General features: G+C 67.9%; 36 protein-coding genes and 1 pseudogene. 16 read left to right on the forward strand and 21 right to left on the reverse strand.

Annotated elements, in window-relative coordinates; genetic code table 11:
- Positions 1 to 61: 61 nt before the first annotated feature.
- The 19 genes and pseudogenes from ABD923_RS09820 to ABD923_RS09910 all read right to left on the reverse strand — a co-directional run bounded on the left by ABD923_RS09820 (position 62) and on the right by ABD923_RS09910 (position 16,011).
- Positions 62 to 2,227, reverse strand: a complete 2,166-nt coding sequence (locus ABD923_RS09820) for a head maturation protease, ClpP-related (RefSeq protein ID WP_259550468.1) — start codon at positions 2,225 to 2,227, stop codon at positions 62 to 64.
- Positions 2,214 to 3,692 (reverse strand): phage portal protein, encoded by a 1,479-nt coding sequence (locus ABD923_RS09825; RefSeq protein WP_259550469.1) that lies wholly within the window; start codon positions 3,690 to 3,692, stop codon positions 2,214 to 2,216. Before ABD923_RS09825 ends, ABD923_RS09820 begins: the two co-directional genes overlap by 14 nt.
- A gap of 3 nt (positions 3,693 to 3,695) precedes the next feature.
- Positions 3,696 to 3,929 carry a phage head-tail joining protein gene (locus ABD923_RS09830; protein ID WP_259550470.1) on the reverse strand — a complete coding sequence of 78 codons (234 nt, stop codon included), beginning with the start codon at positions 3,927 to 3,929 and terminating at the stop codon, positions 3,696 to 3,698.
- Between the two features lie 3 nt (positions 3,930 to 3,932).
- Positions 3,933 to 6,143 (reverse strand): phage terminase large subunit family protein, encoded by a 2,211-nt coding sequence (locus ABD923_RS09835; protein WP_259550471.1) that lies wholly within the window; start codon positions 6,141 to 6,143, stop codon positions 3,933 to 3,935.
- A complete protein-coding gene (locus ABD923_RS09840) occupies positions 6,143 to 6,784 on the reverse strand; it encodes a terminase small subunit (RefSeq protein ID WP_259550472.1) in 642 nt (213 codons plus the stop codon). The genes ABD923_RS09835 and ABD923_RS09840 overlap by 1 nt, the downstream gene beginning before the upstream one ends.
- 145 nt (positions 6,785 to 6,929) lie before the next feature.
- Entirely contained in the window at positions 6,930 to 7,649 is a 720-nt protein-coding gene (locus ABD923_RS09845; protein WP_345229458.1) for a hypothetical protein, read from the reverse strand.
- Positions 7,650 to 7,854: 205 nt separating this feature from the next.
- Positions 7,855 to 8,544: a hypothetical protein gene (locus ABD923_RS09850; RefSeq protein WP_259550474.1), complete on the reverse strand. Its 690-nt coding sequence runs from the start codon at positions 8,542 to 8,544 to the stop codon at positions 7,855 to 7,857.
- A gap of 429 nt (positions 8,545 to 8,973) precedes the next feature.
- A complete protein-coding gene (locus ABD923_RS09855) occupies positions 8,974 to 10,812 on the reverse strand; it encodes a DNA primase family protein (protein ID WP_259550572.1) in 1,839 nt (612 codons plus the stop codon).
- A 27-nt stretch (positions 10,813 to 10,839) separates the two neighbouring features.
- Positions 10,840 to 11,025, reverse strand: a pseudogene (locus ABD923_RS09860) (DNA translocase FtsK); the annotation flags it as partial.
- The gene (locus ABD923_RS09865; protein WP_259550475.1) at positions 11,025 to 11,315 is read right to left on the reverse strand and encodes a hypothetical protein; all 291 of its coding nucleotides are present in this window, start codon (positions 11,313 to 11,315) and stop codon (positions 11,025 to 11,027) included. The pseudogene ABD923_RS09860 and the gene ABD923_RS09865, both read right to left, overlap by 1 nt.
- Positions 11,312 to 11,563, reverse strand: a complete 252-nt coding sequence (locus ABD923_RS09870) for a hypothetical protein (protein WP_259550476.1) — start codon at positions 11,561 to 11,563, stop codon at positions 11,312 to 11,314. Before ABD923_RS09870 ends, ABD923_RS09865 begins: the two co-directional genes overlap by 4 nt.
- On the reverse strand, positions 11,560 to 12,201 hold the full coding sequence (locus ABD923_RS09875) for a hypothetical protein (protein WP_259550477.1): 642 nt from the start codon (positions 12,199 to 12,201) through the stop codon (positions 11,560 to 11,562). Before ABD923_RS09875 ends, ABD923_RS09870 begins: the two co-directional genes overlap by 4 nt.
- Positions 12,201 to 12,410 (reverse strand): hypothetical protein, encoded by a 210-nt coding sequence (locus ABD923_RS09880; RefSeq protein WP_259550478.1) that lies wholly within the window; start codon positions 12,408 to 12,410, stop codon positions 12,201 to 12,203. Before ABD923_RS09880 ends, ABD923_RS09875 begins: the two co-directional genes overlap by 1 nt.
- Entirely contained in the window at positions 12,407 to 13,540 is a 1,134-nt protein-coding gene (locus ABD923_RS09885; protein WP_259550479.1) for a DUF7146 domain-containing protein, read from the reverse strand. The genes ABD923_RS09880 and ABD923_RS09885 overlap by 4 nt, the downstream gene beginning before the upstream one ends.
- A gap of 31 nt (positions 13,541 to 13,571) precedes the next feature.
- The gene (locus ABD923_RS09890; protein WP_259550480.1) at positions 13,572 to 13,994 is read right to left on the reverse strand and encodes a hypothetical protein; all 423 of its coding nucleotides are present in this window, start codon (positions 13,992 to 13,994) and stop codon (positions 13,572 to 13,574) included.
- Positions 13,991 to 14,182, reverse strand: coding sequence for a hypothetical protein (locus tag ABD923_RS09895; protein ID WP_259550481.1), 192 nt, complete (start codon positions 14,180 to 14,182; stop codon positions 13,991 to 13,993). The genes ABD923_RS09890 and ABD923_RS09895 overlap by 4 nt, the downstream gene beginning before the upstream one ends.
- On the reverse strand, positions 14,179 to 14,910 hold the full coding sequence (locus tag ABD923_RS09900) for a hypothetical protein (RefSeq protein WP_259550482.1): 732 nt from the start codon (positions 14,908 to 14,910) through the stop codon (positions 14,179 to 14,181). The genes ABD923_RS09895 and ABD923_RS09900 overlap by 4 nt, the downstream gene beginning before the upstream one ends.
- Positions 14,907 to 15,434 carry a hypothetical protein gene (locus ABD923_RS09905; RefSeq protein ID WP_259550483.1) on the reverse strand — a complete coding sequence of 176 codons (528 nt, stop codon included), beginning with the start codon at positions 15,432 to 15,434 and terminating at the stop codon, positions 14,907 to 14,909. Before ABD923_RS09905 ends, ABD923_RS09900 begins: the two co-directional genes overlap by 4 nt.
- 223 nt (positions 15,435 to 15,657) lie before the next feature.
- Complete coding sequence (locus ABD923_RS09910; RefSeq protein ID WP_259550484.1) at positions 15,658 to 16,011, reverse strand: hypothetical protein; 354 nt, start codon at positions 16,009 to 16,011, stop codon at positions 15,658 to 15,660.
- 26 nt (positions 16,012 to 16,037) lie between these two features.
- Between ABD923_RS09910 and ABD923_RS09915 the strand changes: the two genes are divergently transcribed.
- Entirely contained in the window at positions 16,038 to 16,304 is a 267-nt protein-coding gene (locus tag ABD923_RS09915) for a hypothetical protein (protein ID WP_259550485.1), read from the forward strand.
- Between the two features lie 27 nt (positions 16,305 to 16,331).
- Here ABD923_RS09915 and ABD923_RS09920 read toward each other — a convergent pair whose 3' ends face one another.
- Positions 16,332 to 16,571, reverse strand: a complete 240-nt coding sequence (locus ABD923_RS09920) for a hypothetical protein (RefSeq protein WP_345229459.1) — start codon at positions 16,569 to 16,571, stop codon at positions 16,332 to 16,334.
- 46 nt (positions 16,572 to 16,617) lie between these two features.
- Between ABD923_RS09920 and ABD923_RS09925 the strand changes: the two genes are divergently transcribed.
- Positions 16,618 to 17,250, forward strand: coding sequence for a helix-turn-helix domain-containing protein (locus ABD923_RS09925; RefSeq protein ID WP_259550487.1), 633 nt, complete (start codon positions 16,618 to 16,620; stop codon positions 17,248 to 17,250).
- A 2-nt stretch (positions 17,251 to 17,252) separates the two neighbouring features.
- Here ABD923_RS09925 and ABD923_RS09930 read toward each other — a convergent pair whose 3' ends face one another.
- A complete protein-coding gene (locus ABD923_RS09930) occupies positions 17,253 to 17,756 on the reverse strand; it encodes a hypothetical protein (protein WP_259550488.1) in 504 nt (167 codons plus the stop codon).
- 162 nt (positions 17,757 to 17,918) lie between these two features.
- Here ABD923_RS09930 and ABD923_RS09935 point away from each other — a divergent pair, with 162 nt between their 5' ends.
- The 14 genes from ABD923_RS09935 to ABD923_RS10000 all read left to right on the forward strand — a co-directional run bounded on the left by ABD923_RS09935 (position 17,919) and on the right by ABD923_RS10000 (position 23,195).
- Positions 17,919 to 18,446 carry a hypothetical protein gene (locus ABD923_RS09935; RefSeq protein ID WP_259550489.1) on the forward strand — a complete coding sequence of 176 codons (528 nt, stop codon included), beginning with the start codon at positions 17,919 to 17,921 and terminating at the stop codon, positions 18,444 to 18,446.
- Entirely contained in the window at positions 18,446 to 18,763 is a 318-nt protein-coding gene (locus ABD923_RS09940; RefSeq protein ID WP_259550490.1) for a hypothetical protein, read from the forward strand. Before ABD923_RS09935 ends, ABD923_RS09940 begins: the two co-directional genes overlap by 1 nt.
- A 1-nt stretch (position 18,764) precedes the next feature.
- A complete protein-coding gene (locus tag ABD923_RS09945) occupies positions 18,765 to 19,238 on the forward strand; it encodes a hypothetical protein (protein WP_259550491.1) in 474 nt (157 codons plus the stop codon).
- A 14-nt stretch (positions 19,239 to 19,252) separates the two neighbouring features.
- Positions 19,253 to 19,459, forward strand: a complete 207-nt coding sequence (locus tag ABD923_RS09950; RefSeq protein ID WP_259550492.1) for a hypothetical protein — start codon at positions 19,253 to 19,255, stop codon at positions 19,457 to 19,459.
- A complete protein-coding gene (locus ABD923_RS09955; RefSeq protein ID WP_259550493.1) occupies positions 19,456 to 19,707 on the forward strand; it encodes a hypothetical protein in 252 nt (83 codons plus the stop codon). Before ABD923_RS09950 ends, ABD923_RS09955 begins: the two co-directional genes overlap by 4 nt.
- Positions 19,704 to 19,955, forward strand: a complete 252-nt coding sequence (locus tag ABD923_RS09960; protein ID WP_259550494.1) for a hypothetical protein — start codon at positions 19,704 to 19,706, stop codon at positions 19,953 to 19,955. The genes ABD923_RS09955 and ABD923_RS09960 overlap by 4 nt, the downstream gene beginning before the upstream one ends.
- A gap of 172 nt (positions 19,956 to 20,127) precedes the next feature.
- Positions 20,128 to 20,358, forward strand: a complete 231-nt coding sequence (locus tag ABD923_RS09965; RefSeq protein WP_259550495.1) for a hypothetical protein — start codon at positions 20,128 to 20,130, stop codon at positions 20,356 to 20,358.
- The gene (locus ABD923_RS09970) at positions 20,355 to 20,618 is read left to right on the forward strand and encodes a hypothetical protein (RefSeq protein WP_259550496.1); all 264 of its coding nucleotides are present in this window, start codon (positions 20,355 to 20,357) and stop codon (positions 20,616 to 20,618) included. Before ABD923_RS09965 ends, ABD923_RS09970 begins: the two co-directional genes overlap by 4 nt.
- The gene (locus ABD923_RS09975) at positions 20,618 to 20,824 is read left to right on the forward strand and encodes a hypothetical protein (RefSeq protein WP_345229460.1); all 207 of its coding nucleotides are present in this window, start codon (positions 20,618 to 20,620) and stop codon (positions 20,822 to 20,824) included. Before ABD923_RS09970 ends, ABD923_RS09975 begins: the two co-directional genes overlap by 1 nt.
- A gap of 108 nt (positions 20,825 to 20,932) precedes the next feature.
- A complete protein-coding gene (locus tag ABD923_RS09980; RefSeq protein ID WP_259550497.1) occupies positions 20,933 to 21,121 on the forward strand; it encodes a hypothetical protein in 189 nt (62 codons plus the stop codon).
- The gene (locus ABD923_RS09985; RefSeq protein WP_345229461.1) at positions 21,118 to 21,462 is read left to right on the forward strand and encodes a hypothetical protein; all 345 of its coding nucleotides are present in this window, start codon (positions 21,118 to 21,120) and stop codon (positions 21,460 to 21,462) included. The genes ABD923_RS09980 and ABD923_RS09985 overlap by 4 nt, the downstream gene beginning before the upstream one ends.
- Positions 21,459 to 22,592, forward strand: a complete 1,134-nt coding sequence (locus ABD923_RS09990; RefSeq protein WP_259550499.1) for a phage Gp37/Gp68 family protein — start codon at positions 21,459 to 21,461, stop codon at positions 22,590 to 22,592. Before ABD923_RS09985 ends, ABD923_RS09990 begins: the two co-directional genes overlap by 4 nt.
- Positions 22,589 to 22,954 (forward strand): hypothetical protein, encoded by a 366-nt coding sequence (locus ABD923_RS09995; RefSeq protein WP_259550500.1) that lies wholly within the window; start codon positions 22,589 to 22,591, stop codon positions 22,952 to 22,954. Before ABD923_RS09990 ends, ABD923_RS09995 begins: the two co-directional genes overlap by 4 nt.
- Positions 22,947 to 23,195 carry a zinc finger domain-containing protein gene (locus tag ABD923_RS10000; RefSeq protein WP_259550501.1) on the forward strand — a complete coding sequence of 83 codons (249 nt, stop codon included), beginning with the start codon at positions 22,947 to 22,949 and terminating at the stop codon, positions 23,193 to 23,195. Before ABD923_RS09995 ends, ABD923_RS10000 begins: the two co-directional genes overlap by 8 nt.
- The last annotated feature ends 226 nt before the right edge of the window (positions 23,196 to 23,421 follow it).

The following is a 23,421-nucleotide window of genomic DNA, read 5'->3' on the forward strand; positions in this document are numbered from 1 at the left end:
TGAATGTGAAAAGGGGCGGCACCGGCCGCCCCTCCTGTCAGGGTGTCAGATTGCCCGCGGCTTATGCGCCGGGGTTCTTGTAGATGCCGCGGTGATTGACCGCGCCGACGCCGAAATCGTGCTCGAGCGTGACGGCCATGCCCTGCGTGCCGAACGGCTCCTCGACGCGGATGCGCGGGGCGCGCTGCCCGTCCAGGTAGCCGTGCTTGAAGGCGTGGGTGCGCTTCTGCGACCCGACAGCCAGATACCACTGGTTGCCGGTCAGCATTTCGGTCACCAGCGGCATCAGACGGCCCGCGAACGGGTTGACATCGTCGGTCTTGGCCGACCGGATCTCGGACAGCAGCTTGTCGACCTCGGTTTCCTTGTCCGGGCCGACCACGATGTAATTCGGGCCATTGCCCACGATCGGCTTGCCGTCCAGGTTTTTCATCTTGCGCAAGGCCGCGCGACCAGCGGCCACCGAGGCAACCGTGATCGCGGCACCGGACCCGGCAAGGTTGCCGTGATCGGCATGGAACAAAGCCTTGCCGTCAGACAGGTTCGGGTTGCCGGTCACCACGCCCCAGAACACCGATTCCTCGTGCTCCGGCACGATGCCCGTGGCCGTCTCGATCACCTGGTCGAACGCCCCCAGGTCATCGTTGACCAGCGCCTGACGGCTGATCCGCAGACCGCGCGCGTAGGACAGCAGGGCCAGCGTCTCGCCACCCTCGCCGACCGTGCCGAACTTGATCTCGCCCGACTCGCTGATCTTTTCCAGGCCGGGGAAATTGCCGGCCGAGGTGACCGCGTGAGGCCGGAAATCGTTGAACCGGAACTCGCGGCTGATCGGGGCGAAGGTCTGTTCGACCGTTGCATATTGCGCCTCGATCGAACGGTTGACCGCGTTGCCCAGGATGTTCGGGAAATCCGACACCGTGTGCATCGCGGCCATAAGCACCTCTTCGCGCTCACGGAAACTGCCGAAACGCGGGGCCGATTGACCCGCCGCGCGGGCCGCCATTTCCACGATCGACAGGCCCATGTAGTCGCGCGCCGGCCCTTCCGGGGCCTCGCCGGTCATGCGCGCCACCAGTGCCCCGGTCATGCCGGCGCGCATCGTGTCGCCCGCATCGCGACCGATATGGGCGCGCTGGCCACCGCGCGTGGCCGCCGTTTCGGTCGCGGCCATCTGGACCATGAACCGATCGGCAGCAGCGGCGACGGTCAGACCGTCATCGATCGCGCCCTGCACGTCATCTTCGCTCAGACGGCCCTGCGCCATGAAGGGCGCGGCGCGGCCGCGAATATCGGCGATGCGCTGGCGCTCGGCCATGCGAACCGCGTCAGGGTCAGCCGAGGGCTGGCCAAGGGTCAGGCGGCGGCCTTCACCGCCCTGCTCGACCGGCGCGGGGGCCGGGTCAGCAGCCGGCGCAGGGGCCGGGGTCGGGTTGACCGGGGCCGGCGCCGCCGGCGGGGTTGCCGGCGCTGCGACCGCCGGGGTGTTTTCTTCGGGCATGGTTTGTGCCTCCTGTGATGCGGCCGGTGCGGCCTGGTGACGGCCGGCGGTCCCGGCCCTTCCTGCGCCGGGGGTGCCCCCGGCCTCAGTTTCTTGATTCGATCGCTGGCGCATCCGCGCGCACATGGCGGTGAAACGCGCCCGCGCGGTGTCGCGGGTGACCGGGGCGGCATCGTCATTTGCGGCCAGCGCCGGGATCACGGCATCGCAGAACCCGGCGGCCAGGGCTTCCTCGGCGGTATAGTAGGTTTCAGCCTGCATCACCCCGCGCGCCGCCTCGATCGAAAGGCCGGCACGCGCCGCGTAAACCGTGGCATAGGCTTCGGCCAGCGTATCGAGGCGCGCGGCCTCGACCCGGTGTTCCTCGGCCGTCCCCCACATGAACCCGCTCGGGTCGTGAATCATCAAGATCGATCCGGCTGTCATCTCGATCCGGTCTGCCGCCATGATCATCAGCGACGCGGCCGACATCGCCACACCCGCCACGATCACCGTGACCTCGCCGGGGTGGTCCGCGATCGCCTGTCGGATCGCCTCGCCTTCCCAGGCGTGCCCGCCGATCGAATTGACCACGATCGTGACGGCACCGGAAAACTGCGCCAGCGCATCGCGCAGTTGCCGCGCACAGAACCCCGCGGCGGGGCTTTCATAGGCCAGCCAATCGGGCAGCAGCACCTCGCCCTCGAGGTAGATCCGCCCGTTCTGGATCAGGTCAGTCCCGTTCATTGCGCGGGCCTCCATTGTCGGTTTCGTCGTCATCGTCGGTCGGGGCGGCAGCGGTCGGGCGCACCACGCCACCGCGGCCGCGCGCCGCGTCGTCGGCCCGCTCCTGGTCGATTTCCTCGGGGTCGTAACCCAGGCGGCGCTGTTGCCGTTGCGTGCTGGACAGCCCGCCCTCGACCTCGGCAACCATCGCGCCGATCTCCTTGACCGGATCGATCAGGGGGCGGCGCGGTGCGGTCCAGCGGATCTCGAACTCTCCGGCCGGGATGTCATTCTCGCGACGGCCCGCCTGCAGCGCCCAACTGTCCTTGAACCAGCGCGCGATGCCTTCGCAGAACTGCGCGATCAGGATCAGGTGCTGCCATTGCTCGACCAGCCGATCCATTTCCATCCGGCCCATGCGGCCCGAGCTGAAATTCACCTGCCGCAGGTCGCCTGACAGCGCCTCGTATGTGATGCCAACCCCCATAGCGACAGCGCCAAGGGCCGCCCGCATGAACTCGTCATAGGCTTCGACCTGCGGCGGGTTCGTCCATTCGATTTTTTGGCCCGGCTCGAGGCCGACCAGCGCGCCGGGGTGCAGCTCTTCCAACCCGGCGCCGCGAAAGGTCGCGCCCTCGGCGTCGGTCGTGACCACGCCAGCCATAAGCGCGGCCATCTTCTGTTTAAGGATCTGCGCCTCCTGGTAATCGCTGATCTCGCCGAGCGTCAGCATCACCGGGGCCAGCCACGGCACGCCGCGCATCTGTCCGGGCCGATCCTGCCGGTAAAGGTGCAGGATCTGCGCTGCCGGCACGCGCTCGGATTCGACGCGCGCCCCCTTGCGCCAGAACGCGATTTCGGCCGGGTGATGCCGGAACAGGTGATAGGCTTCGACCCGGCCGGTCGGCCCGTATTCCAGCCCTTCGATCACCTCGTTATTGCCATGCGACGTTTTCGCCATGTCCAAGTGATCGACCTCGATCAGCTCGACCTGGAACGGCAGCGCCAGATCTTTCTCGAAATTCCGGTTGCGCATCCGCTGGCGCACCAGCACCTCGCCATCGGCAAAAACCGCGTTCATGGCCGTCGCCTGCATCTGGAACAGGCTTTGCCGGCGGCGGGCGTCGATCGCCGTGGACAGCAGGAAAGACCGGATCACCCGCTCCACGGCCTCTTTCACCTCGGGGTCTTTGCACTCCACCGAGGGCCGGATGCCGCTTGCGACCACGTTGACCGTCACCACGTCGCGCACCCGCGCGGCCCACGGCCGGTTGCGAACGAAATCGCGGCTCAGGTTGCGCAGCGTCTCGCGGCTGTTGATCGCCGCACCGTCGGCCGAGCTGCGCGGCGCGCGCCAGGCATCGGTGCGACGGCCCGGCTTCGCCGCATCGTAATTCATCAGCGCCTGCGCCCGGATGCGGTCGCGGATACGCTTGGCCGCCCGCGACGGGGCGAGCTGCATCAGGACGCTGTCGATCAGGTTCATCGCTCAGAACCCCCGCCCCGTGGTGGTGTAGCTGACCGCCAGACCGCCGCGCACCGCCCCGGTCGCGATCCGCGACAGCTCCGATCGAAAATAGGCCAGCGCCTGACGCATTTCGGCGGGGCCGTTGTATTCGACTTCCTCGCCATTGATCTTGGCACGGCGCAGGCCCCGGCCCATCGCGGCCTCGAGGTTGTCGATATTGGCCTGCAGCATTGCGCTGCGATCAGGATCAGCCACGGCTCAGCGCCCTTTCAGGTAACGGATGCCACCGCCACCGCGCGGACGCGGGGCGGGGTCGGGTTGCGGGGTCGGCGGCGAGGCGGCGCCATCGCCGTCCTGTCCGCTTTCGGTGTCAGATGTCTTTGCCAGCGCAACGGCCAGCGGATTGTCGGGGCCAAGGGTCCATTCCAGCGACGGCACGGTCCATTCCTGCCGCAACAGCCCTTTGTGTTCGGCCAGGCCCCGGCCCATCACGGTCAGGTCGGTGCCCTCATTTCGCTTCAGCCCCGGCTTGGGTTTCCAGCCATCGCTTTCGCGGATCTCGGCGACGTATTCCTGCACCTGCCCTTCGAGGCTTTTCTCGCCGGTCATCCAGCTGCCGAGGTAGAACGCGCCACGCGCGCCCGTCGCCGATTTGTGCAAGGCATTGTCCAGCGTGTCTTTCAGACGGTCGGTCGCGATCGTCAGCAGCTTGATCGCGCGGGCCTTGTTGCCCTGCGACCCACCTTCGGGCGCGGCATAGCGCACGCGCGCCGGCACCTTCCATCCGCCCTGACCGCGCTGGATATACCAGCGCCGCGCCTTTCCTTCGGCGCGCTTGGCCTTCCAGAACGCCTCGGCGTGGTCACTGACCCCCGGCAGGCCGTGGAAATCGACCACGATGCCGATCGGCCGCAACCCGAATCCCTGACCCTCGACCGGAACCACGCGACCCTCGAGCTGGTCCAGCACGGCCCAATCCTCGAGGTAGCGATGCGGCTCAAGCCGCCGGCGGTTCCCGTCCTGGTCGGGCGTGGCGTCGGGCGCATCCTCGGGCGGTTGCGTCAGGTCGAAGCGATCGACAACCTGCCCCATGCCGTCCTCGCCCCAGGCCGTGACCTGCACCGCGAAATAGGTGCCCTGCACGTCCACCGAGATCGTGATCGCGCGGCACCAGCTCGGCGCGACGCCCTTCTCGGCTTTCTGCGCGTGGTCGCGGAGGAACGCGACCGTCAGCTCGTCCGCCTCGCCCTCGCGCCGTTCGCGGCGATAGGGCAAACCGATCTCGGTGTAGTAGACCGTCGCTAGATCCGTTTCATCGCCCAGCGTCTCGGCCTTGCGCCGCGCCTCTTCCAAGTGCTGCACGATCTCGGCCCAGCTGGCGAAGCTCGCCACCGCACCGTTGATCGCCCAGCTGCCCGTGTCCGTTTCGCGGATCGCCGCGTCGCCCAGGGCGACCAGCTGGCCGTCGCGGCCTTCGTGGCGCCACCCGCCGCGCCCTTTCAGCGCCGCCCGGTTCAGCTCGACCTTGTGACGATGCGCGATCAGCGACCCGCAATGCGGGCAAACCATCATCGCCGCAGCCCCCGCCGCGCCGGGATCGAGCGTGCGGTCATATTCCAGCCGATCGATGCGCGGCTCGAACTCGCCACCGCAATCGGGGCACTCCCAGTGCCAGCGCCCGCGCGTGCCATCGTTGTAGATCAGCACGATCCCGGCCGCGACCGGCGGCAATTCGTGCGGGGCCTCGGGGCGCGGCGACCAGCTCGGATCTATCACCGGAAACGCCGGGCTTGATTCCACCAGGACGCAGCCGCGGCTCATATGGGTGCGCACCCGGTTGCGGGCCATCTTCGCAGGGCTGCCCTCGGGGCTGTCCTTTTGCCCGAGCGCGACCGGCATGTGATCATAATCGGTCAGCAGAACCAGCCGATATGTGCCGCCCGATAACATCGTCCGCGTCGGATAGCCGATCATCAGGGTCATGCCGCGAAAGCGCATCCGGCTGAATGTCGCGTCATCACGGCCCCGGCCCAGGCGCTCTTTCAGCGCCGGGCTGTTCTCGATCATCGGGCGCAGCTTTTGCTCGACCCACTTGTCGCGGTCTGGTTGCGTCATGTGGACGATCAGCGCATCCGACTGATCGCAGGTGATCGCGTGCGCCACCACTGTCTGCAGCGCAAAGGTCTTGCCCGTCTGTGACGGCCCGAGCAGCGCGCAGGTGCGATAGAGGCGCGATTGCGTCGTGTTGCTCGGCTCCACCAGGTAGGGCGCGATCGCCGCATCAAACTGCCCCCACGCCCCCGCGATCGGAACGCGCACATATTGCGCGGCCGCCTCGGTCACCGACATGCGGCTCGGCGGATCGATCATCGGCAGCGCATCCGCCATGATCTCCTGCGCCGTCACGAAATCCGGCAGCGGGGCGAACACCTGCACCGCCCCGATCCGCCCATCGCTAATCTCGACCATCAGTCGCCCACGCCTGCCTTGCCGGCATCAATCGCGCGGACCTCTCCGGTCGGCGCCAGCAACGCCTCGATCCGGGTGCGCGCATCGATCAGCACCTGGTCGGCGCGGATCTGCAGCTTCGCGGCCTGCACCGGCTCGAGGCCGAACTCGCGCTCGGCGAAATCCACCATCGTCAGGGTCGAGGTGCGAAACTGCACCAGGACATCCTCGAACACCTCGCGCACACGCGCGGCCCGCACCAGCTCGCGCCGCATTTCGGCGGCCTTGTTGCGGACCAGATCGGCCTCGGCGAACTCGCGGATCTGTTTCGGCGACAGCTGCGCCTGCGCCTCGTCCTCTTCATCGGGGTTGACGAAAGCCATGGCCAGCTGCGCCGCCGCTTGATCGGCGCGCCGCTTGGCTTCGGTTTCCGCCTCGATCGACCACATCCGCCAGGCGTAGCAATCGCCGAGCTGCAGCTGGTAATCCCGCCCGTTGCCGCCCTCCTGGATGCACGGCATCCCCTTGGCCAGCCATTTCGTCACGGTGTTTTCGCTGGCCTTCAAGGCCGTCGCCAGCTGCGCGCGGTTGACCACCACGTCCTCGATGCCATCGGGCAGCGGATAGTGCCGCCGCGCGGCGTCCAGATCAAAAGTCTCCATCGGTTTTTCCCCCTGCCGCCCCAGGCGGCGCGGGCAGATCAACAACAACAACCCCGACCGACTCCCTGTCGATCCATCACACAACCAAATCAAACGGGGCGCGAATTACCCGCGTGCGTTGGGGTTTTGGAAGGACCCGAAGGGGTCAGCGGCGGCGGGTGGCCCAGGCTTCGCGCAGCCGTAGGTTCAAATGCGCCGGAAACGCATCGCGGGCGTGGTCCGCGCCAACACGTTGCACGTCGAGGCGCTTGCGGTAACTCGGGCGCGCGCTGGTGAAGTGCAGCACCTTGCGCAGCGACCCGGCCCGTGTCCGCATCCAGACACCGGGCGACAGGCGACTGCCGGGGCGCGGAACAAAGTAGGTGGCGCGCCCTGCATTGCGCGACCGGCTGGCCCGCGTCGTGTTGCTGCTCGGGTCGCCCTGCGCCTGAATGGCCGACAGGATCTGGTTCAGCTGGCCGCGGCTCATGTTGCCGTAACGATCCAGCCGCATTCCCGACGCCGGCGTCACGGCGACGATCTGGCCTGCCCACCGAAGCCGCGCAGACAGCAGGCGCTCAAGGCCCGTTTGCGGGCGCAGCCCGCCCTCGGCCTGCGTGCGCAGGTAATCGCGCCGCGCCATCATCTGTTTCGGTTCGACCGTCGCGGCCAGCCTGCGCTTGGTAGCCCACTGGTAGCGGAAGCCGCGCAGCGTCCATCGGGTCGGACGATCGAACACGCGCTGCATCTCGTCGGGCAGCTCTCCGCGGGCGATCTCGTTCGCCGTGTCATTCAGCGCGCGGCTCATGGCAAACGGCAGCTGGTCCTGCATCGCATTGGACAGGGCGCGCTCGAACTCGGCGAAGTTGTCGTCGATGGTGAACACGCAGCCGGCCCCTTGGATCAGATCGACCAGCCGCCCCGCCGCGAGCCGCTGGTCATGTGTTCGCGCCTGTCGGCGGGCGCTCTCTTGGTATCCCTGCCCCTGCCCCGGATCGATACCCCGGAAAAGGCAGCGCCCGGTCAGGGTTTCCCCCGCCGGGCGCAATTCGTGATTATGCCGGGCAGGCTGCCACCGCGTAGGGTTTTCGTCAAGACCCGTGCCAAATGTGGGTTCCGGGCCTATATCTCGGGGCGCGGCGGCCCATGTTATCAAGGGCTTGCGCCAATTCTGCGGTCAGCAGCTTGACCTTGGCCGCGTCCTTCGCCCACCCGAACTGCAACAATACCGCGCCGGGCATCATGTCCGACAGGCACACCAGGTCGACCAGGGCGCGCAGCGGGATGGCGCGGCGGCCATCGCGCGCCGAGGGGCGCAGGTTGCGGATGTCCAGCGCCAGCGCGCCACCGATCCGGGCCTGCATCGCGTCCAGCTCGGCGCGCATGGTCAGGCGGCGCTCGAGGACATCGTCGCGACCGCCCCCGCCGCCCGCGCCGTCGAGGCTGACCGCGCCGAGGCCAGATCCGGCCAGCTCTTCGGTCAGGGCGGCGTAGTGGCGCCCGACCGCGACCTGCCCCGGATCGAGGCGCGACCCGAGGCGATCGAACACGTCGCGCACCCGGCCCGCGTGGTGGCGCGCGGCGCGCACGGTGTGTTCCTTGCCATGCACGTCGCGGTAGGTCTCGGTCGGCATCCAGGGCAGGATCGGGCCGCGCGCGGGACAGACCGGGATCGCGTCGCCGCATTGCTCGGGCGGGGTGCCGCGCGCTTTCAGCAGGCGCAGGGCCTCGTCCTCGGCGCGGCGGTTGGCGTCGATCTGCTTGGCGGGTTTGACCTTCATGGCGCGGCCTTTCTGCTTGGATCAAGATTTCGGGTGTTTTGACCAGCACCCCACAAGATGCTGATTTCCGCTGTTCCAGCGTGGGAGGATAGGGAGGATGACCCCAAAGGGCGGGAGGATAACCGGGCCGAAAGGCCGATTTGTAAGATGCTGTTATATCGCTGTTTTTTTGACTGACAGGGAGGATAGGGAGGATAGGGAAGATGATTGTCGGGTTTCTGGAAAAATCGTTTCACGATGCCAGACAGGGGCCGAGGCCGTTCCCCCAGACCCCGCGCGCGCGCGCATGTGCGTAGGTGGCGATTATCCTCCCTATCCTCCCTATCCTCCCACGCATCCAAGCAACCCCTTGAAAACGCGAGACTTTCCCCCGCACCCCCTTGACCGCTCATCCTCCCACGCCGTGCGCTCATCCTCCCTATCCTCCCATCACTGGTCGTCATCGGGGTGCGGGGCGGCGCTGGATGCGCCCGAGGCTTGCAGCGGATAGCCCTTCTGATCCTTGGGCGCGGCATCCCATCGGCGCGCGAAAGCGTCGGTGAAGCGCAGGCCGAGATATTGCGACACGCTGGCCTTGCCCTTGACGAAGCTCTTGCCCGTTTCGGGGTGGCGCCAGCGCGCGGCCTTGTCGGCCAGATGCAGCGACACGGTGCGGTTCTTCCAGGGCGTGTCGCCCCGTTCCAGAAGGAACAGCGCGAAGGCGTTGACCAGCTCGGCCGCGCGGATCGCGTCGGACGGGTCGGCCGTGACCACGCAACAGGTGGCCAGGAACTCGCCCAGGGGATCGCTTTCGCGCCGGTATTCCTCGGTTGCGGCGCGCACCGCGTCGGGTGGCGCGAGGCCGATCTCGAGATAGGACAGCAGCCCCTCGACCATCCAATTCAGCACGCCGGGGGCCTCGCCCATCAGCTCGGCCACCAGGTTCGGGTTGCGCCGCTCGACCGGGATCTGTTCGTTGAAGGGCACCAGCATGACCCGGCGCCAGATCCCGTCATCGGTGCCGCGAATGGCGGGCTTGTGGTTGCCCGACATGGTCAGCTTGAAGATCGGCCGGATCTCGATGAAATCGGAGCGCAGGGCGCGCACCAGGATCGGTTCGCCCCCGGTCATTTCCTTGATCAGCCCCTCCTGCAGCTGCGTGCCCTGGTCGGGTTCGCTGGTGCGGGCCATGCGCGCCCCGATCAGGGGAACCAGGTCGGGCGTGGCATCGCCGCCGCCGCGCCGGGCCGTGCCGGTCAGGCTTTCGATGCGCACGGTCGCGGCGTAGTCGCCCGCGATCTTCGCCATCAGGTCGGTCAGGACCGATTTGCCGTTCGCGCCCATGCCGTAGAAAAACGCCATGGCCTGCACCGGCAGGCCGGTCAGCGACAAGCCGAACCAGCGTTGCAGGAAGGCGCGCATATCGGGGTCGGGCTGGACCTCGGCCAGGAAGGCGTCGAAGCGCGGGCAATCCGCGTCGGGGTCGAAGGCGACGGGCACCAGCTTCGATTGCAGCTGGTCGCGCGCCGGGGCCTCGAGCGTGTAATCGGCCACCTTGCCCGCGCCATCCTCGGACCCGTCCACGACCGAGAACCGCAGCAGCCCGGCGGCGGTGTTGATCGCCAGCGGGTCGGCGTCCAGGTCCTCGAGGGCGCGGGCCAGTGTCGGCTCGGCTTCCTCGATCATGTGCTGCAGCGGGCCGCTGTTGCCGGCGTTCTTGGCGTGGGTGCGGATGCGGTCGATCGATTTCTGGTAACCCGACAGCTTCTTTTCGGTCGCCTCGATCGACCGGTCCAGCTGGTCCAGCTTTTTCTGGTGATCTTCTTCCCGCTCGGCCGGCGGCAGGCGTTCCAGGTCCAGCCGCGCGCGGCGATCCTCGGCCAGGGTATCCAACAGGCCCGCGATGCGCGGGGTTTTCGGGACGAACCCGACTTCCTCGAGGATCAGCGGGGCCAGCGCCTGCGCCATGCGCCGCACGGCCAGCCGGTCGGGGTCTTTCTGCCAATGGGTGCCGGCCCACGTAAACCAGCCCACGCGGGGCACGAACAGCAGATCCTCGCCGTTGTGGATCACCAGCCGCTTCCCGTTGCCGTAATCGTTCAAGGGCAACGCGGCGGCCTTGGCGATCCGGGCGTGATGCGCCTCGCCCTCGTCGGGCGGCCCGCGATCGTCGGGGGCCGGGCCGGGATCGCCAGCTGCGGCGGGATCATGGGGAGGATCGCCCGTGCGCTGATCCGGGGTGCGGGGTGCGGGGTCGATGTCCTCGGCCGCGGCGAAGCGGTCGCGCACCTGGTCGAACTTGTCGGCCGGCGCGGCCAGAACCTCACGCTTGCCGATATGATCGGCCGCGCTGACCACCCCGCCCTCTTCCATCCGCTCGATCAGGCGGGCGGCGGCGTTGTAGCCGATCCCAAGCTGCCGCTGAACGTAAGAGGTCGAGCACTTGCCCTCGCCTCGGACCAGCGCGACCGCCTTGGCGTAAAGATCCGTCGACTCGTCGGTCAATTCACGCGCCCCCGCCTGACAACCCAAAAGGCACAGCTTTCCAGATCCTCGCGCACGCCCCAGGGGCGAAGGCCCCACCAGCGAAAGAACGCCTTTGCCTGTGCAGGCGTGACGCGGCGGCCACCGGGGCAGGACAGGGACAGCTCGATCTGCCCGTCATGGTCCTCGGTCACGATGAAGCGCAAGCCGCGCACGGCCCCGGAAAAGCCGAGCTTCGGGGCGCGGCCGTCACGGCTGCGCGGCAGCGCCCCGGTGCGGTAGGATTCCAGTTTCTCGATCGGCGTCATGCCGCCCCCTTTCCATCCAGCTCGGCCGCGACGGCATCCAGTGCCTCGAGCGTGCGGCGGTGCGCCGCCACCGCGCGGGCCGCGCCGCGATCGAGACGGGCCGCGCCGCGATCGAGACGGGCCGCGCGCTTGATCATGCCGGCATGAAAGGCGCGCCAGGCTTGCAGGCCCTCCACCGGGAAGCGGTTGGACCAGCTGCGCCCGGCGATCTCGACATGCCGGCGATCGGGGGACAGGCGGGCGATCATGCCGCGTCCTCCGCGATCGTCGCGTCGGCCTCGGCGCAGCCGGTGCGCAAACGCAGGGCGCGGCAGATCCCCCGCGTCAGGTCGCGCCCTGTCGCGGCCCATCGCAATGCGTTGCGAATCCCACCCATGTCGAGGCAGCGGCAGGCAATGCCGAACTGCCCCGCCAACTCGACCAGCTCGGCCCGCCACAGGATGCGCAGGGCATCGGGCGGCAGGGCGCGGCCGAGGGACCGGGCGCGGTCGATCTCGGCCCATTGGAACGCGGGATGATGTGCCTCGACCATGTCCTGCGCGGCGGGATGCCACCAGATCGGCACGCCGTAGGGCACGCCATCCAGCCTCGGACGCGCAAGATCGTCGATCGGCGGCATGAACTTGCGATGCAGCGCCGCGACGGCGACATGCGAGGCGCTGCGCATCGCGGCCAGCTGGTCGGGCAGACGGTCCAGCTTGTCGCGTTCGGATTTGACCTCGACCGTGATCAGCTCGAGGCGATCGACGGCCATAACGTCCACGCGGGTCGCGCCGCCATCGATGTTGATCTCGTGGATGATCCGTGCACCGGGACGGTCGCGGCGCAGCTTGGCGACCACCGCGTCGCGGATCTCGGCCTCGGCGCTGGAACGGTAGGCCGGCATCAGGCGTTCCCCCCGACCGATTCCAGAAACTCCGACAGCGAGACGCGACGCCCGGTGCCTGTTTCGATGATAATCTCGCCGCTGCCGATCTGACCCGAACCATGCAGCCCGCCGCGACCAACACCACCACACTCAGGGCAGTTTCGCCCGCTATCGAGCACGCCGTAACCGTTGCAACGGGGACAGGTGCGGAACTCGAAATCACTCATGCCGGGATGCCCTTGACCAGATCGTTCAAATCCACCCCCGCGCCCGCCTGCACGATCTGGCCGCGCAGGCCGGGGCGGTGTTCCATGGCGCGTTTCAGCCCGGCCTCGAGCTTGGCGCGTGTCGGTTTCGGGTCGCTGTCGCCGTCCTGGATGTAGATCAGCCGCTCGACCCAGGGCGGGGGCACCCATGCCTCGGTGTCGGTCATGTCGGGCAGGCCCGACCACTTGACGCCGGGCAGGCGCTGCATCCGGCCCGCCATGTTGCCGAGATCCACGCCGCACCAGTAATCGGCGCGGGGCATGGGCTGCGCGGCCAGCGCGGTCAGTGTCGTCTCGATCCCCTCGCCCATGACCAGCACCGGCGCGCGGCTGAGCGTCAGGGTGATCGCGCCGCCCTTCTTCGACCCGAACACCAGCTTGGGCGGCCAGGGCGCGCCCTTGTTCGCGTCCATGCGCGCGGTGATCTCGGCCTTGGCGCCGGGGTGATCGGCATTGATCCAGGTGCAATGCACGGCCCGCACGCTTTCATCCTCGGAATCGATCCGCGCCAGCATGGCGGGGCCGCGGTGCAGCTCGACCAGCTCGCCCCCGATCTTCTTGCGATAGGCCAGATCCGGCTGGAAGCGCAGCACGGGGGCCAGCCCCGTGACCAGCTCGCCCGGCAGGCCGCGCCCGGCCAGGTAGCGCATCACCGGGTCGCCCGGCTGCAGCGGCTGGCCGGTTTTCCAGATCGTGCGGCCCATGTCGATCGCCCACTGGCGATAGCGCGCGGCCTCTTCGGCCTGCTTGCGCTCGGCGGCGCGGGCGCGGGCGCGGCGGCGCTCGACCTCGGCCGGGTCGAGATCGGCGACAGCCTCGCCCACCAGCCATTTCAGCGCATCGCGCAGGCCAAGGCCGTTGACCTCCATCACCAGCCCGGCCTGGTCGCCGAACTTGAGGCCGCATTTGCGGCACAGGCCGCGGTTGGTGCGGGTGTTGATCGCGAAGCGGTCGCGGCCGCCGCAGATCGGGCAAGGGCCGACCAGCTCGGCCCCCTGCCGGCGCAGACCGGCAATCCCGAGACGATCGACAACCTCGGCCATCGGGATCGTGCGGGACTCATCAAGGCGGGGATCGGGGCGGAACGTCATGGGCGGGGCCTGTTGGATCGTCGGGGCGGGGTCAGTCGAGGCCGGTGTCGGCGCGGGTTTGCCAATCGAACGGGCGCGCGGCGCTATCTGGCCGCTGATCGGGGGGCGCGGGGTCCGGGGCAGCACCGGGCGGCGGACCATCGGCGGCGATGCTGGCCAGGGCCTCCATCGCGCGCGCCTGCGGGTCCGCGACCAGCCCCTTGCGCCAGGTCGCCAGGAACTCCTGCAATGCGATGCCGGCAGCGACGGGATCATCGGTGCAATCGGCGGTAAAGCGCACAGCAGCCAACGCGGCGGCGTGATCGTCGGGGATCAAGGCGCTGTGCATCCGGCAGAGATCGACCGCGCCCGACAACAGGCGCGGCGTGTGCGGCGCGCCACCGGCCAGCTTACCTTTCAAGGCAAGCGTCAGGGCGAACATGCCCCAAGCGACATGGGGATCGCCGGCGGTCATATCGCCACCCGGAAAACGCCGAAGGCGATCACGCCGACGATGCCCCAGAGAACTGCGGCAAAGGCCCAGGCGCGCCCGGCCGCCCCTTCACTTTCGGCTGCCCATGCCATGACGACGAACACCACAAAGTGAAACACGGCATAGGTGCCGAGGATGAAGGTCGCGACGGGGCCGATCCAGTCCATCATGCCGGCACCCCACCTAAATCCAGCGACGGGGTCAGGTTGCCGGCCTCGCGAAACAGGCGGCGGCGCAGCCATCCACCACAGGACGGCGCAGGGCGCTTCACGTCCCACACGAACCACGAATTGCGCTGCGGCGGGGCGCCACCGCCCCGAAAATCGATCTTCCAGCAGCACAGGTATTCGACCGAGGGCGGGTGCGCCGCCAGGATCGCGTCCATCCCGTTCTTGCGCGCGGCGGGCCAATCGGCGTTCAACAAAAGGGCGATGTAGTCGAGGCCCAGGTCGAAACTGTGCAAAAGCCATCGACCGTGACCGTCGCGGGCATTGATCTCGTTATAAGGCGGGTTCGTCACCTGCACCGGCGCGGGGGCAGCATCGAACTGGTAAAAGCTCCGCAGATCGACGCCCGGCCAGCCGCGATCGACCACGTCGCTGGCAACCACGTCGAAGCCCGCGGCCCGCAACTCGTAAACCATGTGGCCGCCGCCGGCGGCAGGCTCCCAAACGGTCGTTCCATGGGCGCGGATCAAATCGCCCTCGACCCCGAGGAAGGCGCGCGTCGCGTCGAACGGGGTCGGGTCATAATCCAGCGGGTCACGCAGGTCGCGGGCCGAGATCGGTGCCGATTGATCGGGCAGGTCAGGCATCAGATCGGCCTGCCGCGCGTCGCGGGTGCGCTTGGGCTTGGTCGCAAGAAACAGCCCCTTGGCCGAGGGCGCCGCGCCGGTCATGCGCCCGCCCTCACGCGATGCCACCGGGCCTGCACCGATCGGATCGGTTCGCCCCATTGCGCGGCCAGCTGCGCCAGCTCGGAATAGCGGCCTTTCGTGTCGCGGATCGCTTCGTCACGCGCCGCCGTCCAGACGTCGCGGCCCGGCAGAGGGCGCGCCTCTTGGGCGGGCGCGGCAGGGGTTGGACATTCAGTCGGGACAACCTCGATCGGATACGCGGCCAGCCCCTTGGCCTCGGCCACAGCCAGGACCTCGATCTCGGTTACCCCGAAGGCGCGCGCGAGATCAGCCACAGGCACGCGATACCCCCACAGGGCAGGCAGGAAGGTGCGCAGGCCGGGCCGGCCGGCATAAGCCAGCGTTCCATTCGTGCGGCGCGGCGGCCAGCCCAGGCGGCGCGCCGCCGCTGACACGGCGCGATCGCGCACGCCGTAGCGGTCACCGATCTCGGTGCAGGTATCGCCCCGGCACCAGGCGCGGGCTGCTTGCTGGTAATCGATCTTGCGGCGGGGATCGTCACTCATGCCCGCCCCTCCCCGGTTCGCCGGGGGCGAGTCGCCCCGCCCCCGGCCCTGTCCAACAGGGAGGAAGGACCCCGACCGCCCAAGCCGGGGCATCCGCTGCGGGGGCGGGTGAAGGGACGAAAGACACCCCCGCAGCGAATTTCGGAAAACTTAATCTGTCGGCCCAAAAAACCGGACAAAAGTCCGGGCGGGGCCGAAACCGCGCGGATTTGGACCGCCCCCGTCATGGCTTCACCAGCATGTCGAACGCGTCCTCGCCATGGGTCAGAAGGGCGACCGACTGGTGATGCGCGCGGCACCCCATTTCGCCCGCCCGCCACTTGCGCGCCGTTCTTTCACTGACGCCGAACTGCATCACGACCATGCGGTCGTCGGGGTAGAAGCGCCGGATATAGGCCGCCCACCTGGTCGGGAACTCGGCGGCCATGTCATGGGGATCGACCACCGGGGCCGCGCGATACTGAGGCCCGGACAAGAGTCTGGTTTGAAGTCCACCCGACTCGGGTGAGGATGGCACGGCAGGCACATCGCCCGCATAGATCACCACGGTGGGCCGGAACTCGTCACGATGCTTCATGGCGCACCCCGCAGAAGGAAATCACGATGTCCGAAAGCGCATTCATCGAAGCCCGGATCGCCCGCATTGCACTCACCCGGTTCGAGGCAAACGGCGAATGGCCCGCGACGATCCGCACCGAGATCACCCTGGCGGTGAGACAACGGGGCTTCCCGGCCAACACGCCCCCGAAAGAATTCCCGATCTCGATGCACATCCCGGTCATCGACGCCTCCGAGCCTCTTCCTCAAATCGAGACGCGCGCCGCTGACACTCTTCGATCAACGCTTCGATTTCTGGCCGAAGAAATCTGACGATGGCTTGTGCGATAATCATTCGGATCATGCCGCGTCCTCCTGCTTGGGAGTTCGGCGGTTGATCGCGTCCAGATCCTGCCAAGCCAATGCGTGCCCTCGCTCTGCAGCGGCGGCGATGATCTGGCCGAACCGCGCGGGCGGCACACGCCGCCCCGCCGCGAACCAGGCGGTGACAGTCGGTACTGGCTCACCGATGTGGTTCGCCAGTTCGACCTTCGTTTTCCAGATGTGGCCAAGAGGCCAGGAGGGATCAATGCAAGCCATGCCGGTCAAAATGCATTTTGCACTATGGGTTGTCAATGCATAATGCATGACCGTTGTTCCTGACATGGAAAACGCCAAGGAAATAGCTGAACGCTTGCGGCGCGCGCGCATCAATGCGGGGTTTGAAAGTGCCCGCGAGGCAGCGGGGCGCTTCGGTTGGGCAGAGGCAACCTACACCCAGCACGAGAACGGCAGCCGTGGCATTCGCCTGCCCGTGGCCGAGAAATACGCGCAAGCTTTCGGCGTTCCGGCGCCTTGGCTTTTCTACGGGCAGGGTGCGGGCATCGAAGAGGGCAATCGCCCTCGGCACGGGTTCGCGGAACCAGAGGTGCAGCCGATCACCGACCTGCCCCGTGACCGCAAGACGATGCTGCGCCAAATCGCGCGCGCCGTCGCCCCCGACCAGCCACACGCGACCTATTACATTCTTAACAAGTCACGGCCCGACCTCATGCTCGCCCGCGGCGACCTGCTGGTGCTGCAACTTGGCCCCGAGGCAGGGGAAGGCGACGTAGTCCTGGCTCAGGTTTACGACGATACCGGCGAGGCCGAGACAGAGCTACGCGAGGTGATCGGCGACCAGCTCGTTGGATCGCGCGACCACCCTCGACGCACCATTCCCTTGCACAGCAATGACATCCAGGTGCGCGGGCGCGTTCTGGCGACAGTGCGCACCTAACGCTATTCGCAGATCAGCTCAGAGGGGATGTCATTTGCCCAGCCCGAACCGAGGGGCTGCGGAAGATGACCGACAAGCACGACATCGGCCACGTTGTGGACGATGAAAACCACGCGAACCGACTCCGCGGCATCTAGAAACGCGCGCTCGCGCTCCGATGGGAAAATGCCGAAATCAAGCTCGATCGACTCGCCTGGCAACAGCCCGCCTGAGATGGTCGAGCCGCGCGGCACGTTCGCCTGGAAAACCGGCGCTGGCCGCTCTGGCACCCAAATCAGGTAAGAGGCCACGACACCGCCGATGGGCGTCGGCAGCGTGTTCTCGATTGCGACCTGCATCCGCATCTGACCCTCGGATTGCGGCCATTCGGTCCGATCCTCGAACGTTACACCGTCCAGCACGCAATCCCCGCGCTCGACCTGTTCGGCCATCGCGGCACCCGGCGCGACCGCTGCCCCCAAGATGGCCGCACACACCGCCAAACGAATTGAATTGTTAACCAGCATTCAATGACTCCCGACTTCACATCGACACAGTCTATTTGACCCTCGCGAATCGTGCAAAGGCGGAGAAACGCCTCCGGCAGAAATGCGTTTTGGCTAGTCGTCATGCATTTTGCATTGACTTACTCCATGCGAAATGCATTATCCCCCTCCATCACCACCCCGATGGAGGGCACCGACATGACCGCACACCCACTCAGACGCCACCACCTGGCCACGCTCAGCCCTGGCCAGCCGAACATTCGCCCGGCGGCGGCACCGCCAAGCGTGCACCTGCTGTCCGACGCGCAGCTGCGCGATCTGGCGAACGGCGCGCCCTCCGGCCCTGACGATCCGGCCGCGACCGTGCGCGCGCTGGCCACGGAATGCCTCGCCCACCGCGCCAACGCGACAGATCCCGTCGCCCATTTTCTGGCCCTTTGCTGCCGGGTCACCGGGGATAGCGACGACGTGATTTCGGCGGCTGAGTTGGTCGCGGCATTCCAGGTCCACAGCGACGACTGCGGCCTGACCCGGTGGAGCGTCGTTCGCGCTGCCCGCGGACTGGCAGAGGCCGCAAGGCACTGGCGCGACCCGGTGACAGGTCGCCGGTTCATGCGCGTCAAGGCATCGCGCAGCGCTTACCGGGGCCTGCGGTTCACCGACGCTTTCAAGCACCGGTTTGCCGACCTCCAGACCGGCGAGGTCGCGTGATGGTTCTCGGCTTCCCGTCCCGCGCCCGCCCGCGCCCCGTCTCGCCCGCCCCGGATCCCGCGCAGGCCGATCCCTACCTCGCCCGCCTCGCGCCGCACTTGGCACCCGTCACCACGCGCGAGATCGTCAGCGACGACATGCTGCGCCGCTACGTCCAGGGCGCGCCCGAGATCCAGCGCGGCGACCTGCCGCCCGAATGGCAGGGCGAACTGGCCACGGTCCTGCAGGACATCGCGGGCGAGCTGCTGGCCCACCGCGCCCTTGCGGACGTGATGCAGGCGCAGGCCGCGCGCCGCGACCGCTTCGGGGGTCGGTGACATGCGCGCGATCTTCGATGACATCATCCGCACGCTCGACACGCTCGAGACGCTGGACGCCGCCGGGCAGGCCGACCTGTTGCAGATGCGCGCGCTGGAAACCGGCGGCACGTTCAAGACGCCCCGCCCCGGCAATGCGTGGGACAGCCAGCGATACGAAATGAACCTGCACGGCGTGTTCGCCGAGGGCGGCGACCTGCGCGAACTGGTGCGCAACTGGACCAAGGCGGCGCATCACGCGGCCTCGGTCGGCGCGCGCAGGCAGGCCGAGCTGGCCGAGGCCGAGACGGTCATCACCTTCCCCGGCGGGGCCGACACCGAGGCGCTGCAACAAGCCTGCGCCAAGGTGCTGGAACTGGAAAACCTCGCCCATCCCCGCCTCGCCGATCGCGCCCGCGCCCTGCAGACCGCGCTGGCCCGTGCCGACCGTGACACCGCACGCGACGCGCAGGCGATGACCCCCACCCCACTCTGACCGGAGACTTCGACATGGCGAACACGAAAGCACAGGACGAACAGGCGCTGGCCGCCGTGGACAAGCTGGCCGTCGAGCTGCGCGACCTCGACCCCGACGCGGTGGTCGCCGCCCTTGCCCTGTTCATCGAGCAGCGCGGCGACCTGACCGAGGCCAGCCTGACGGACCTGTCGAACCATATCGGCCGCCTGGGCTGGGACCGAGGGAGGATGGCGGCATGATCGCACCGATCCACGACACGGCGCAGCTGCGCGCCTTCCTCACCGACCCGCAAGCCTGCGCCGAACGGCCGATGGCGCGGCGCATGGCGTGGATCGCGCTGGCGCAATCGCGCGGCATCCGCGTCGTGCAATGCCGCCTGCCCGAGCCTTGCTGGGGCGGCACGGCGCGCGACCGTCTCGCGCAACATCGCGCCGACCTGCGCGCCGAGGCAGCCGCAAAGCGCGCCGCGCATTTCGGGGGCGCGTGATGCGCTGGATTAAAGCCATCGCCGCCGCCCTGCTGACGCTCGTCTCCCTCGCGATGTGCGCGGTGATCGGCATCTTGGTCGAAATGCTCTCTGTCGCACTTGGCCTCGAGGCACTTTGGAGCGTGGCCATCGGGCACGTCGCCTCGGCGCTGACCGGCGCGGTCGCATCACTGGCCCTGGTTTTCACCGGGATCAACGGAACCCTCGCCGCGCTTGATGACGAAACCGAAGGACGCAAACACAGATGATCGTCAAGCGCGCCGCGAATTTGATCACGCGGTGATCCAGGACACGCGCCGCCCGCGGCTGTCATGGGAAACAGCGGGCATGGCGCGACACGCGCGGGCCGTGACAGGCCCACCGCTCGCGGAACGGCACGGCCCGCGCGACTGACCCCACCGACACTGAAAGGACCTGACCATGTCGACACCCTGCCAGACACCCGGATGCCGTGGCCGCATCGCCAACACCGCGCATCTGTCGCTTTGCCCCGACTGCCGCCGCGAGACGATGCGCGAGGGCACAGCCCAGGCCGACGCCGGCCATCGCCCCGGCATCCGCATCCTGCAGGTGCCCTTCCCGTCCAGCACCAGCGAACTGCGCACCGCGCCGGTCAGCCTGCCGGCGGAACCCTGGGGGGCGACGGCATGAGCAAGGCAAAGGAAAAAACCGGCGATGATCTTTCGGATTGGTCACCACGCAACTGGTTCGCCGGTCAAGCACTTGCTGGAATGGGCATGTGGATACCACCGGGCAACTACGTCGACGAAGATGGCCGGTCAATTCCGACCCACAGCGCGAAGTATCAACGCATGGTGAGACAGGCCCGCGCGGAATGGGCGCGTGACCAGGCCGACGCCCTGATCGCGGCGCTTGACCGCACGAAGGGCGAAGCCGGAGGGCCGGGCTGATGGATATGACGCAGCACTGCAAGTCCTGCGCGGAATGGTATCGATATGACCTCGGGGCCTGCCCGTATTGCGGCACACCTTCGGAGCGCCTGATCGAACAGGTTGTGGTCATCGCGGACGAAGCAATCCCGCCTTTCCCAGTCCCCGGCAAAGGCAATCGCAAACAGCGTCGTGCAGCGGCCGCACGGCAAAGGCAGCAGCGATGACGAAACCCGAGATCACGGCCAAGGCCCGCGCAATCCTCGCCTGCGCGACTGTGCGCGCCGCGATCCTCGATCGCGTAGCGGCAGCTGCGGCTGCGAAAGGCGGCAGCGATGCGTGAGCTTGTGATCTACCGCCTGCCGATGCCCGCCGTCGCCCTGCTGACCTGGTGCGCGGTGTTTCCGATCCTATGGGTGGCCGCCCTGCGCCACCCATGGCGCGACCCGTGGCGGCGCACCCGCGAGGCGATCGAGGACATCGAAGCCCTGCGCGAAGACCGCAAGATCCGGGGCCGCCCATGAAATCCGGCCCCGCCCTGTTAACACACCCGCCCAAAACGGCCCCAGGGCGCGCAGACGATTATGACCCGGTGCCTGCGCTGGTGCCGGGGCGGTGCAACTGGTGCGGCGGCCCGCTGTCGCGGGGCCAGCTAAAGGTCTGCAGCCCGGCCTGCCGCACGGCGTGGCGCAATTTCCTCGGCTCGATCGGCCCCTCGATCGCCGAACGCCTGATCTACGAACGCGCCCACCGCCACCGCCGCCCGATGCCGGAACCGGCCAAGCGCGCTTACCGCGAAATGATGGAAATCGGCCGCCGCGCCCTCGGCCGGCTGCGCGACATGCACAAGGAGCTGACCCGATGACCAAGATCGAATGGACCGAGAAAACGTGGAACCCCATCGTCGGGTGCAGCGTGGTCAGCCCCGGCTGCACCAACTGCTACGCGATGAAACTGGCCCCCAAGCTGGCCGCGAACCCCGCCACACCGCACTATGCCGGCACGGTCGAATCCTCGCGCGCCGGGCCGGTCTGGACCGGAAAGGTCGCGCTGGCATCGGATGACGCCCTGACCGCACCGCTGCGCCGCCGCAAGCCGACCATGTATTTTGTCAGCAGCATGGGCGACCTGTTTCACGAGGCCGTGCCCGACGAATGGATCGACCGCGTATTCGCCGTGATGGCGCTGGCCCCGCAGCACACGTTCCAGGTGCTGACGAAGCGGGCGGCGCGGATGCGGGCATACATCACCGACCGCGAGGACCGCGAGATCGGCCGCGCGCAGGACCGCCAGCTGACTGGGCCGCACCCCGTGCCGGTGTTGCCGAACGTCTGGCTTGGCGTCTCGGCCGAGGACCAGACCCGCGCCGACGAGCGCATCCCCGACCTGCTCGCCACCCCGGCGGCGGTGCGGTTCGTGTCCTGCGAACCGCTGCTTGGGCCGGTGGATCTGACCTCCATCCCCGGCACCAGCGAAGACGAGGACGGAAAGCTGGACGTTTGGTGGGATGTGCTGACCGGCGTTGCCTACGACGAATGGGGCACCGAATTAAGCGCGCAGCACTGGCAAGACACCGGACTCGACTGGGTCATCGTCGGCGGCGAGTCGGGCCGGGGCGCGAGACCCATGCACCCCGATTGGCCGCGCGCGATCCGCGACCAGTGCGCGGCGGCGGGCGTGCCGTTCTTCTTCAAGCAATGGGGGGAGTGGCTGCCGTTCTGCCAAATGGATGACCCGCAGGGCGAGGCGCTTTATTTTCCCCAAACCGAGGAAGAAGAGGCCAGGGAACTCGACCGAAAATGCCGGCACGACAGCGTGTGTATTCACCTTGACGGCACTCACGCATCCACGGGCGACGCCGGTCGGTTTCACCATATTGGCGTGGGTGCATTCAATCAGCCGCGCGACGTTTCTTCGTTCCGCGTCGGCAAGGCCGCCGCCGGCCGCCTTCTGGACGGGCGCGAGTGGAACGGGATGCCGGAGGTGGCAGCATGACCCCGCATATCGAACTTACGGCCGGCGACCACGAACAAAACGGGTTCGTCGGTTTGGCGATCTGGATGGCCGAGACGATGGACGAAGCGATGGCCGCGATCGCCCGCGTGAACGCGCTCTGCCCCGAGGACGCACAGCCTGATCCCAAGGCCGACCCGTTCACTTTGATCCTCGACGTTCACACCGGCGAAAGCGGGCTCTGCGCTGACCACGTCGCCGACTCCGTTCCCCTTCCTTTGCAGGTCGCGATGCGGATCGCAGGCGATCAGGTGGCGGGCTGGCTGGCGACCAGGCCAGACCCGGACACGATCCACGGCTATCCGCCTGTAATCGGATCGGTGGGAGAGATCGCCAATGCCTGACTTCACGGCCCACGCGCACCCCGTTCTGGCCGTGCCCTGCCCCGACTGCAGGGCCGCCGCCGGGGCGTGGTGCAAACGGCCATCCGGTCACCGCGCAGCGGATTTTCACCAGTCGCGCAAGGTCGCGGCCGATGCGGCGTTCATCGCCAAGCACGGCGAGCGCGCCACGATCCACCGCACGGAGAACGGCTGGATGATCGGGATCGCCGAGGCTTCGCAACAGATGGAGATGCGACTGTAATGCACGCCCCGCCCGTCAAGACGCCAACGCCGAAAAAGACGGCCCCACGCCGCCTCAGCCCAGAAGCGATGCGCGAGGCCGCCGAGGTCGCGGCGCAGACCGGCGTGTGCATCGTGATCGAGGCGGGTGGGAAGGTTTACAGGTTCGATCCGAACGCGCAATCTGCGGCGATTGGCGCCACGGAACGGGAACGGGCCCGATGCGACGCAGCGTTCGGACTATCAGA

The sequence above is a fragment of the [Roseibacterium] beibuensis genome, from assembly GCF_039542305.1.
GTDB lineage: Bacteria > Pseudomonadota > Alphaproteobacteria > Rhodobacterales > Rhodobacteraceae > Roseibacterium > Roseibacterium beibuensis.

Excerpts from the sequence above, each read along its gene's own strand:
- ABD923_RS09820 (WP_259550468.1), bottom strand. The coding sequence starts at position 2,227 with ATGAACGGGACTGACCTGATCCAGAACGGGCGGATCTACCTCGAGGGC.
- ABD923_RS09825 (WP_259550469.1), bottom strand. The coding sequence starts at position 3,692 with ATGAACCTGATCGACAGCGTCCTGATGCAGCTCGCCCCGTCGCGGGCG.
- ABD923_RS09835 (WP_259550471.1), bottom strand. The coding sequence starts at position 6,143 with ATGGTCGAGATTAGCGATGGGCGGATCGGGGCGGTGCAGGTGTTCGCC.
- ABD923_RS09840 (WP_259550472.1), bottom strand. The coding sequence starts at position 6,784 with ATGGAGACTTTTGATCTGGACGCCGCGCGGCGGCACTATCCGCTGCCC.
- ABD923_RS09850 (WP_259550474.1), bottom strand. The coding sequence starts at position 8,544 with ATGAAGGTCAAACCCGCCAAGCAGATCGACGCCAACCGCCGCGCCGAG.
- ABD923_RS09865 (WP_259550475.1), bottom strand. The coding sequence starts at position 11,315 with ATGACGCCGATCGAGAAACTGGAATCCTACCGCACCGGGGCGCTGCCG.
- ABD923_RS09870 (WP_259550476.1), bottom strand. The coding sequence starts at position 11,563 with ATGATCGCCCGCCTGTCCCCCGATCGCCGGCATGTCGAGATCGCCGGG.
- ABD923_RS09875 (WP_259550477.1), bottom strand. The coding sequence starts at position 12,201 with ATGCCGGCCTACCGTTCCAGCGCCGAGGCCGAGATCCGCGACGCGGTG.
- ABD923_RS09880 (WP_259550478.1), bottom strand. The coding sequence starts at position 12,410 with ATGAGTGATTTCGAGTTCCGCACCTGTCCCCGTTGCAACGGTTACGGC.
- ABD923_RS09885 (WP_259550479.1), bottom strand. The coding sequence starts at position 13,540 with ATGACGTTCCGCCCCGATCCCCGCCTTGATGAGTCCCGCACGATCCCG.
- ABD923_RS09890 (WP_259550480.1), bottom strand. The coding sequence starts at position 13,994 with ATGACCGCCGGCGATCCCCATGTCGCTTGGGGCATGTTCGCCCTGACG.
- ABD923_RS09895 (WP_259550481.1), bottom strand. The coding sequence starts at position 14,182 with ATGATGGACTGGATCGGCCCCGTCGCGACCTTCATCCTCGGCACCTAT.
- ABD923_RS09900 (WP_259550482.1), bottom strand. The coding sequence starts at position 14,910 with ATGACCGGCGCGGCGCCCTCGGCCAAGGGGCTGTTTCTTGCGACCAAG.
- ABD923_RS09905 (WP_259550483.1), bottom strand. The coding sequence starts at position 15,434 with ATGAGTGACGATCCCCGCCGCAAGATCGATTACCAGCAAGCAGCCCGC.
- ABD923_RS09910 (WP_259550484.1), bottom strand. The coding sequence starts at position 16,011 with ATGAAGCATCGTGACGAGTTCCGGCCCACCGTGGTGATCTATGCGGGC.
- ABD923_RS09915 (WP_259550485.1), top strand. The coding sequence starts at position 16,038 with ATGTCCGAAAGCGCATTCATCGAAGCCCGGATCGCCCGCATTGCACTC.
- ABD923_RS09920 (WP_345229459.1), bottom strand. The coding sequence starts at position 16,571 with ATGGCTTGCATTGATCCCTCCTGGCCTCTTGGCCACATCTGGAAAACG.
- ABD923_RS09925 (WP_259550487.1), top strand. The coding sequence starts at position 16,618 with ATGACCGTTGTTCCTGACATGGAAAACGCCAAGGAAATAGCTGAACGC.
- ABD923_RS09930 (WP_259550488.1), bottom strand. The coding sequence starts at position 17,756 with ATGCTGGTTAACAATTCAATTCGTTTGGCGGTGTGTGCGGCCATCTTG.
- ABD923_RS09935 (WP_259550489.1), top strand. The coding sequence starts at position 17,919 with ATGGAGGGCACCGACATGACCGCACACCCACTCAGACGCCACCACCTG.
- ABD923_RS09940 (WP_259550490.1), top strand. The coding sequence starts at position 18,446 with ATGGTTCTCGGCTTCCCGTCCCGCGCCCGCCCGCGCCCCGTCTCGCCC.
- ABD923_RS09945 (WP_259550491.1), top strand. The coding sequence starts at position 18,765 with ATGCGCGCGATCTTCGATGACATCATCCGCACGCTCGACACGCTCGAG.
- ABD923_RS09950 (WP_259550492.1), top strand. The coding sequence starts at position 19,253 with ATGGCGAACACGAAAGCACAGGACGAACAGGCGCTGGCCGCCGTGGAC.
- ABD923_RS09955 (WP_259550493.1), top strand. The coding sequence starts at position 19,456 with ATGATCGCACCGATCCACGACACGGCGCAGCTGCGCGCCTTCCTCACC.
- ABD923_RS09965 (WP_259550495.1), top strand. The coding sequence starts at position 20,128 with ATGTCGACACCCTGCCAGACACCCGGATGCCGTGGCCGCATCGCCAAC.
- ABD923_RS09970 (WP_259550496.1), top strand. The coding sequence starts at position 20,355 with ATGAGCAAGGCAAAGGAAAAAACCGGCGATGATCTTTCGGATTGGTCA.
- ABD923_RS09975 (WP_345229460.1), top strand. The coding sequence starts at position 20,618 with ATGGATATGACGCAGCACTGCAAGTCCTGCGCGGAATGGTATCGATAT.
- ABD923_RS09980 (WP_259550497.1), top strand. The coding sequence starts at position 20,933 with ATGCGTGAGCTTGTGATCTACCGCCTGCCGATGCCCGCCGTCGCCCTG.
- ABD923_RS09985 (WP_345229461.1), top strand. The coding sequence starts at position 21,118 with ATGAAATCCGGCCCCGCCCTGTTAACACACCCGCCCAAAACGGCCCCA.
- ABD923_RS09990 (WP_259550499.1), top strand. The coding sequence starts at position 21,459 with ATGACCAAGATCGAATGGACCGAGAAAACGTGGAACCCCATCGTCGGG.
- ABD923_RS09995 (WP_259550500.1), top strand. The coding sequence starts at position 22,589 with ATGACCCCGCATATCGAACTTACGGCCGGCGACCACGAACAAAACGGG.
- ABD923_RS10000 (WP_259550501.1), top strand. The coding sequence starts at position 22,947 with ATGCCTGACTTCACGGCCCACGCGCACCCCGTTCTGGCCGTGCCCTGC.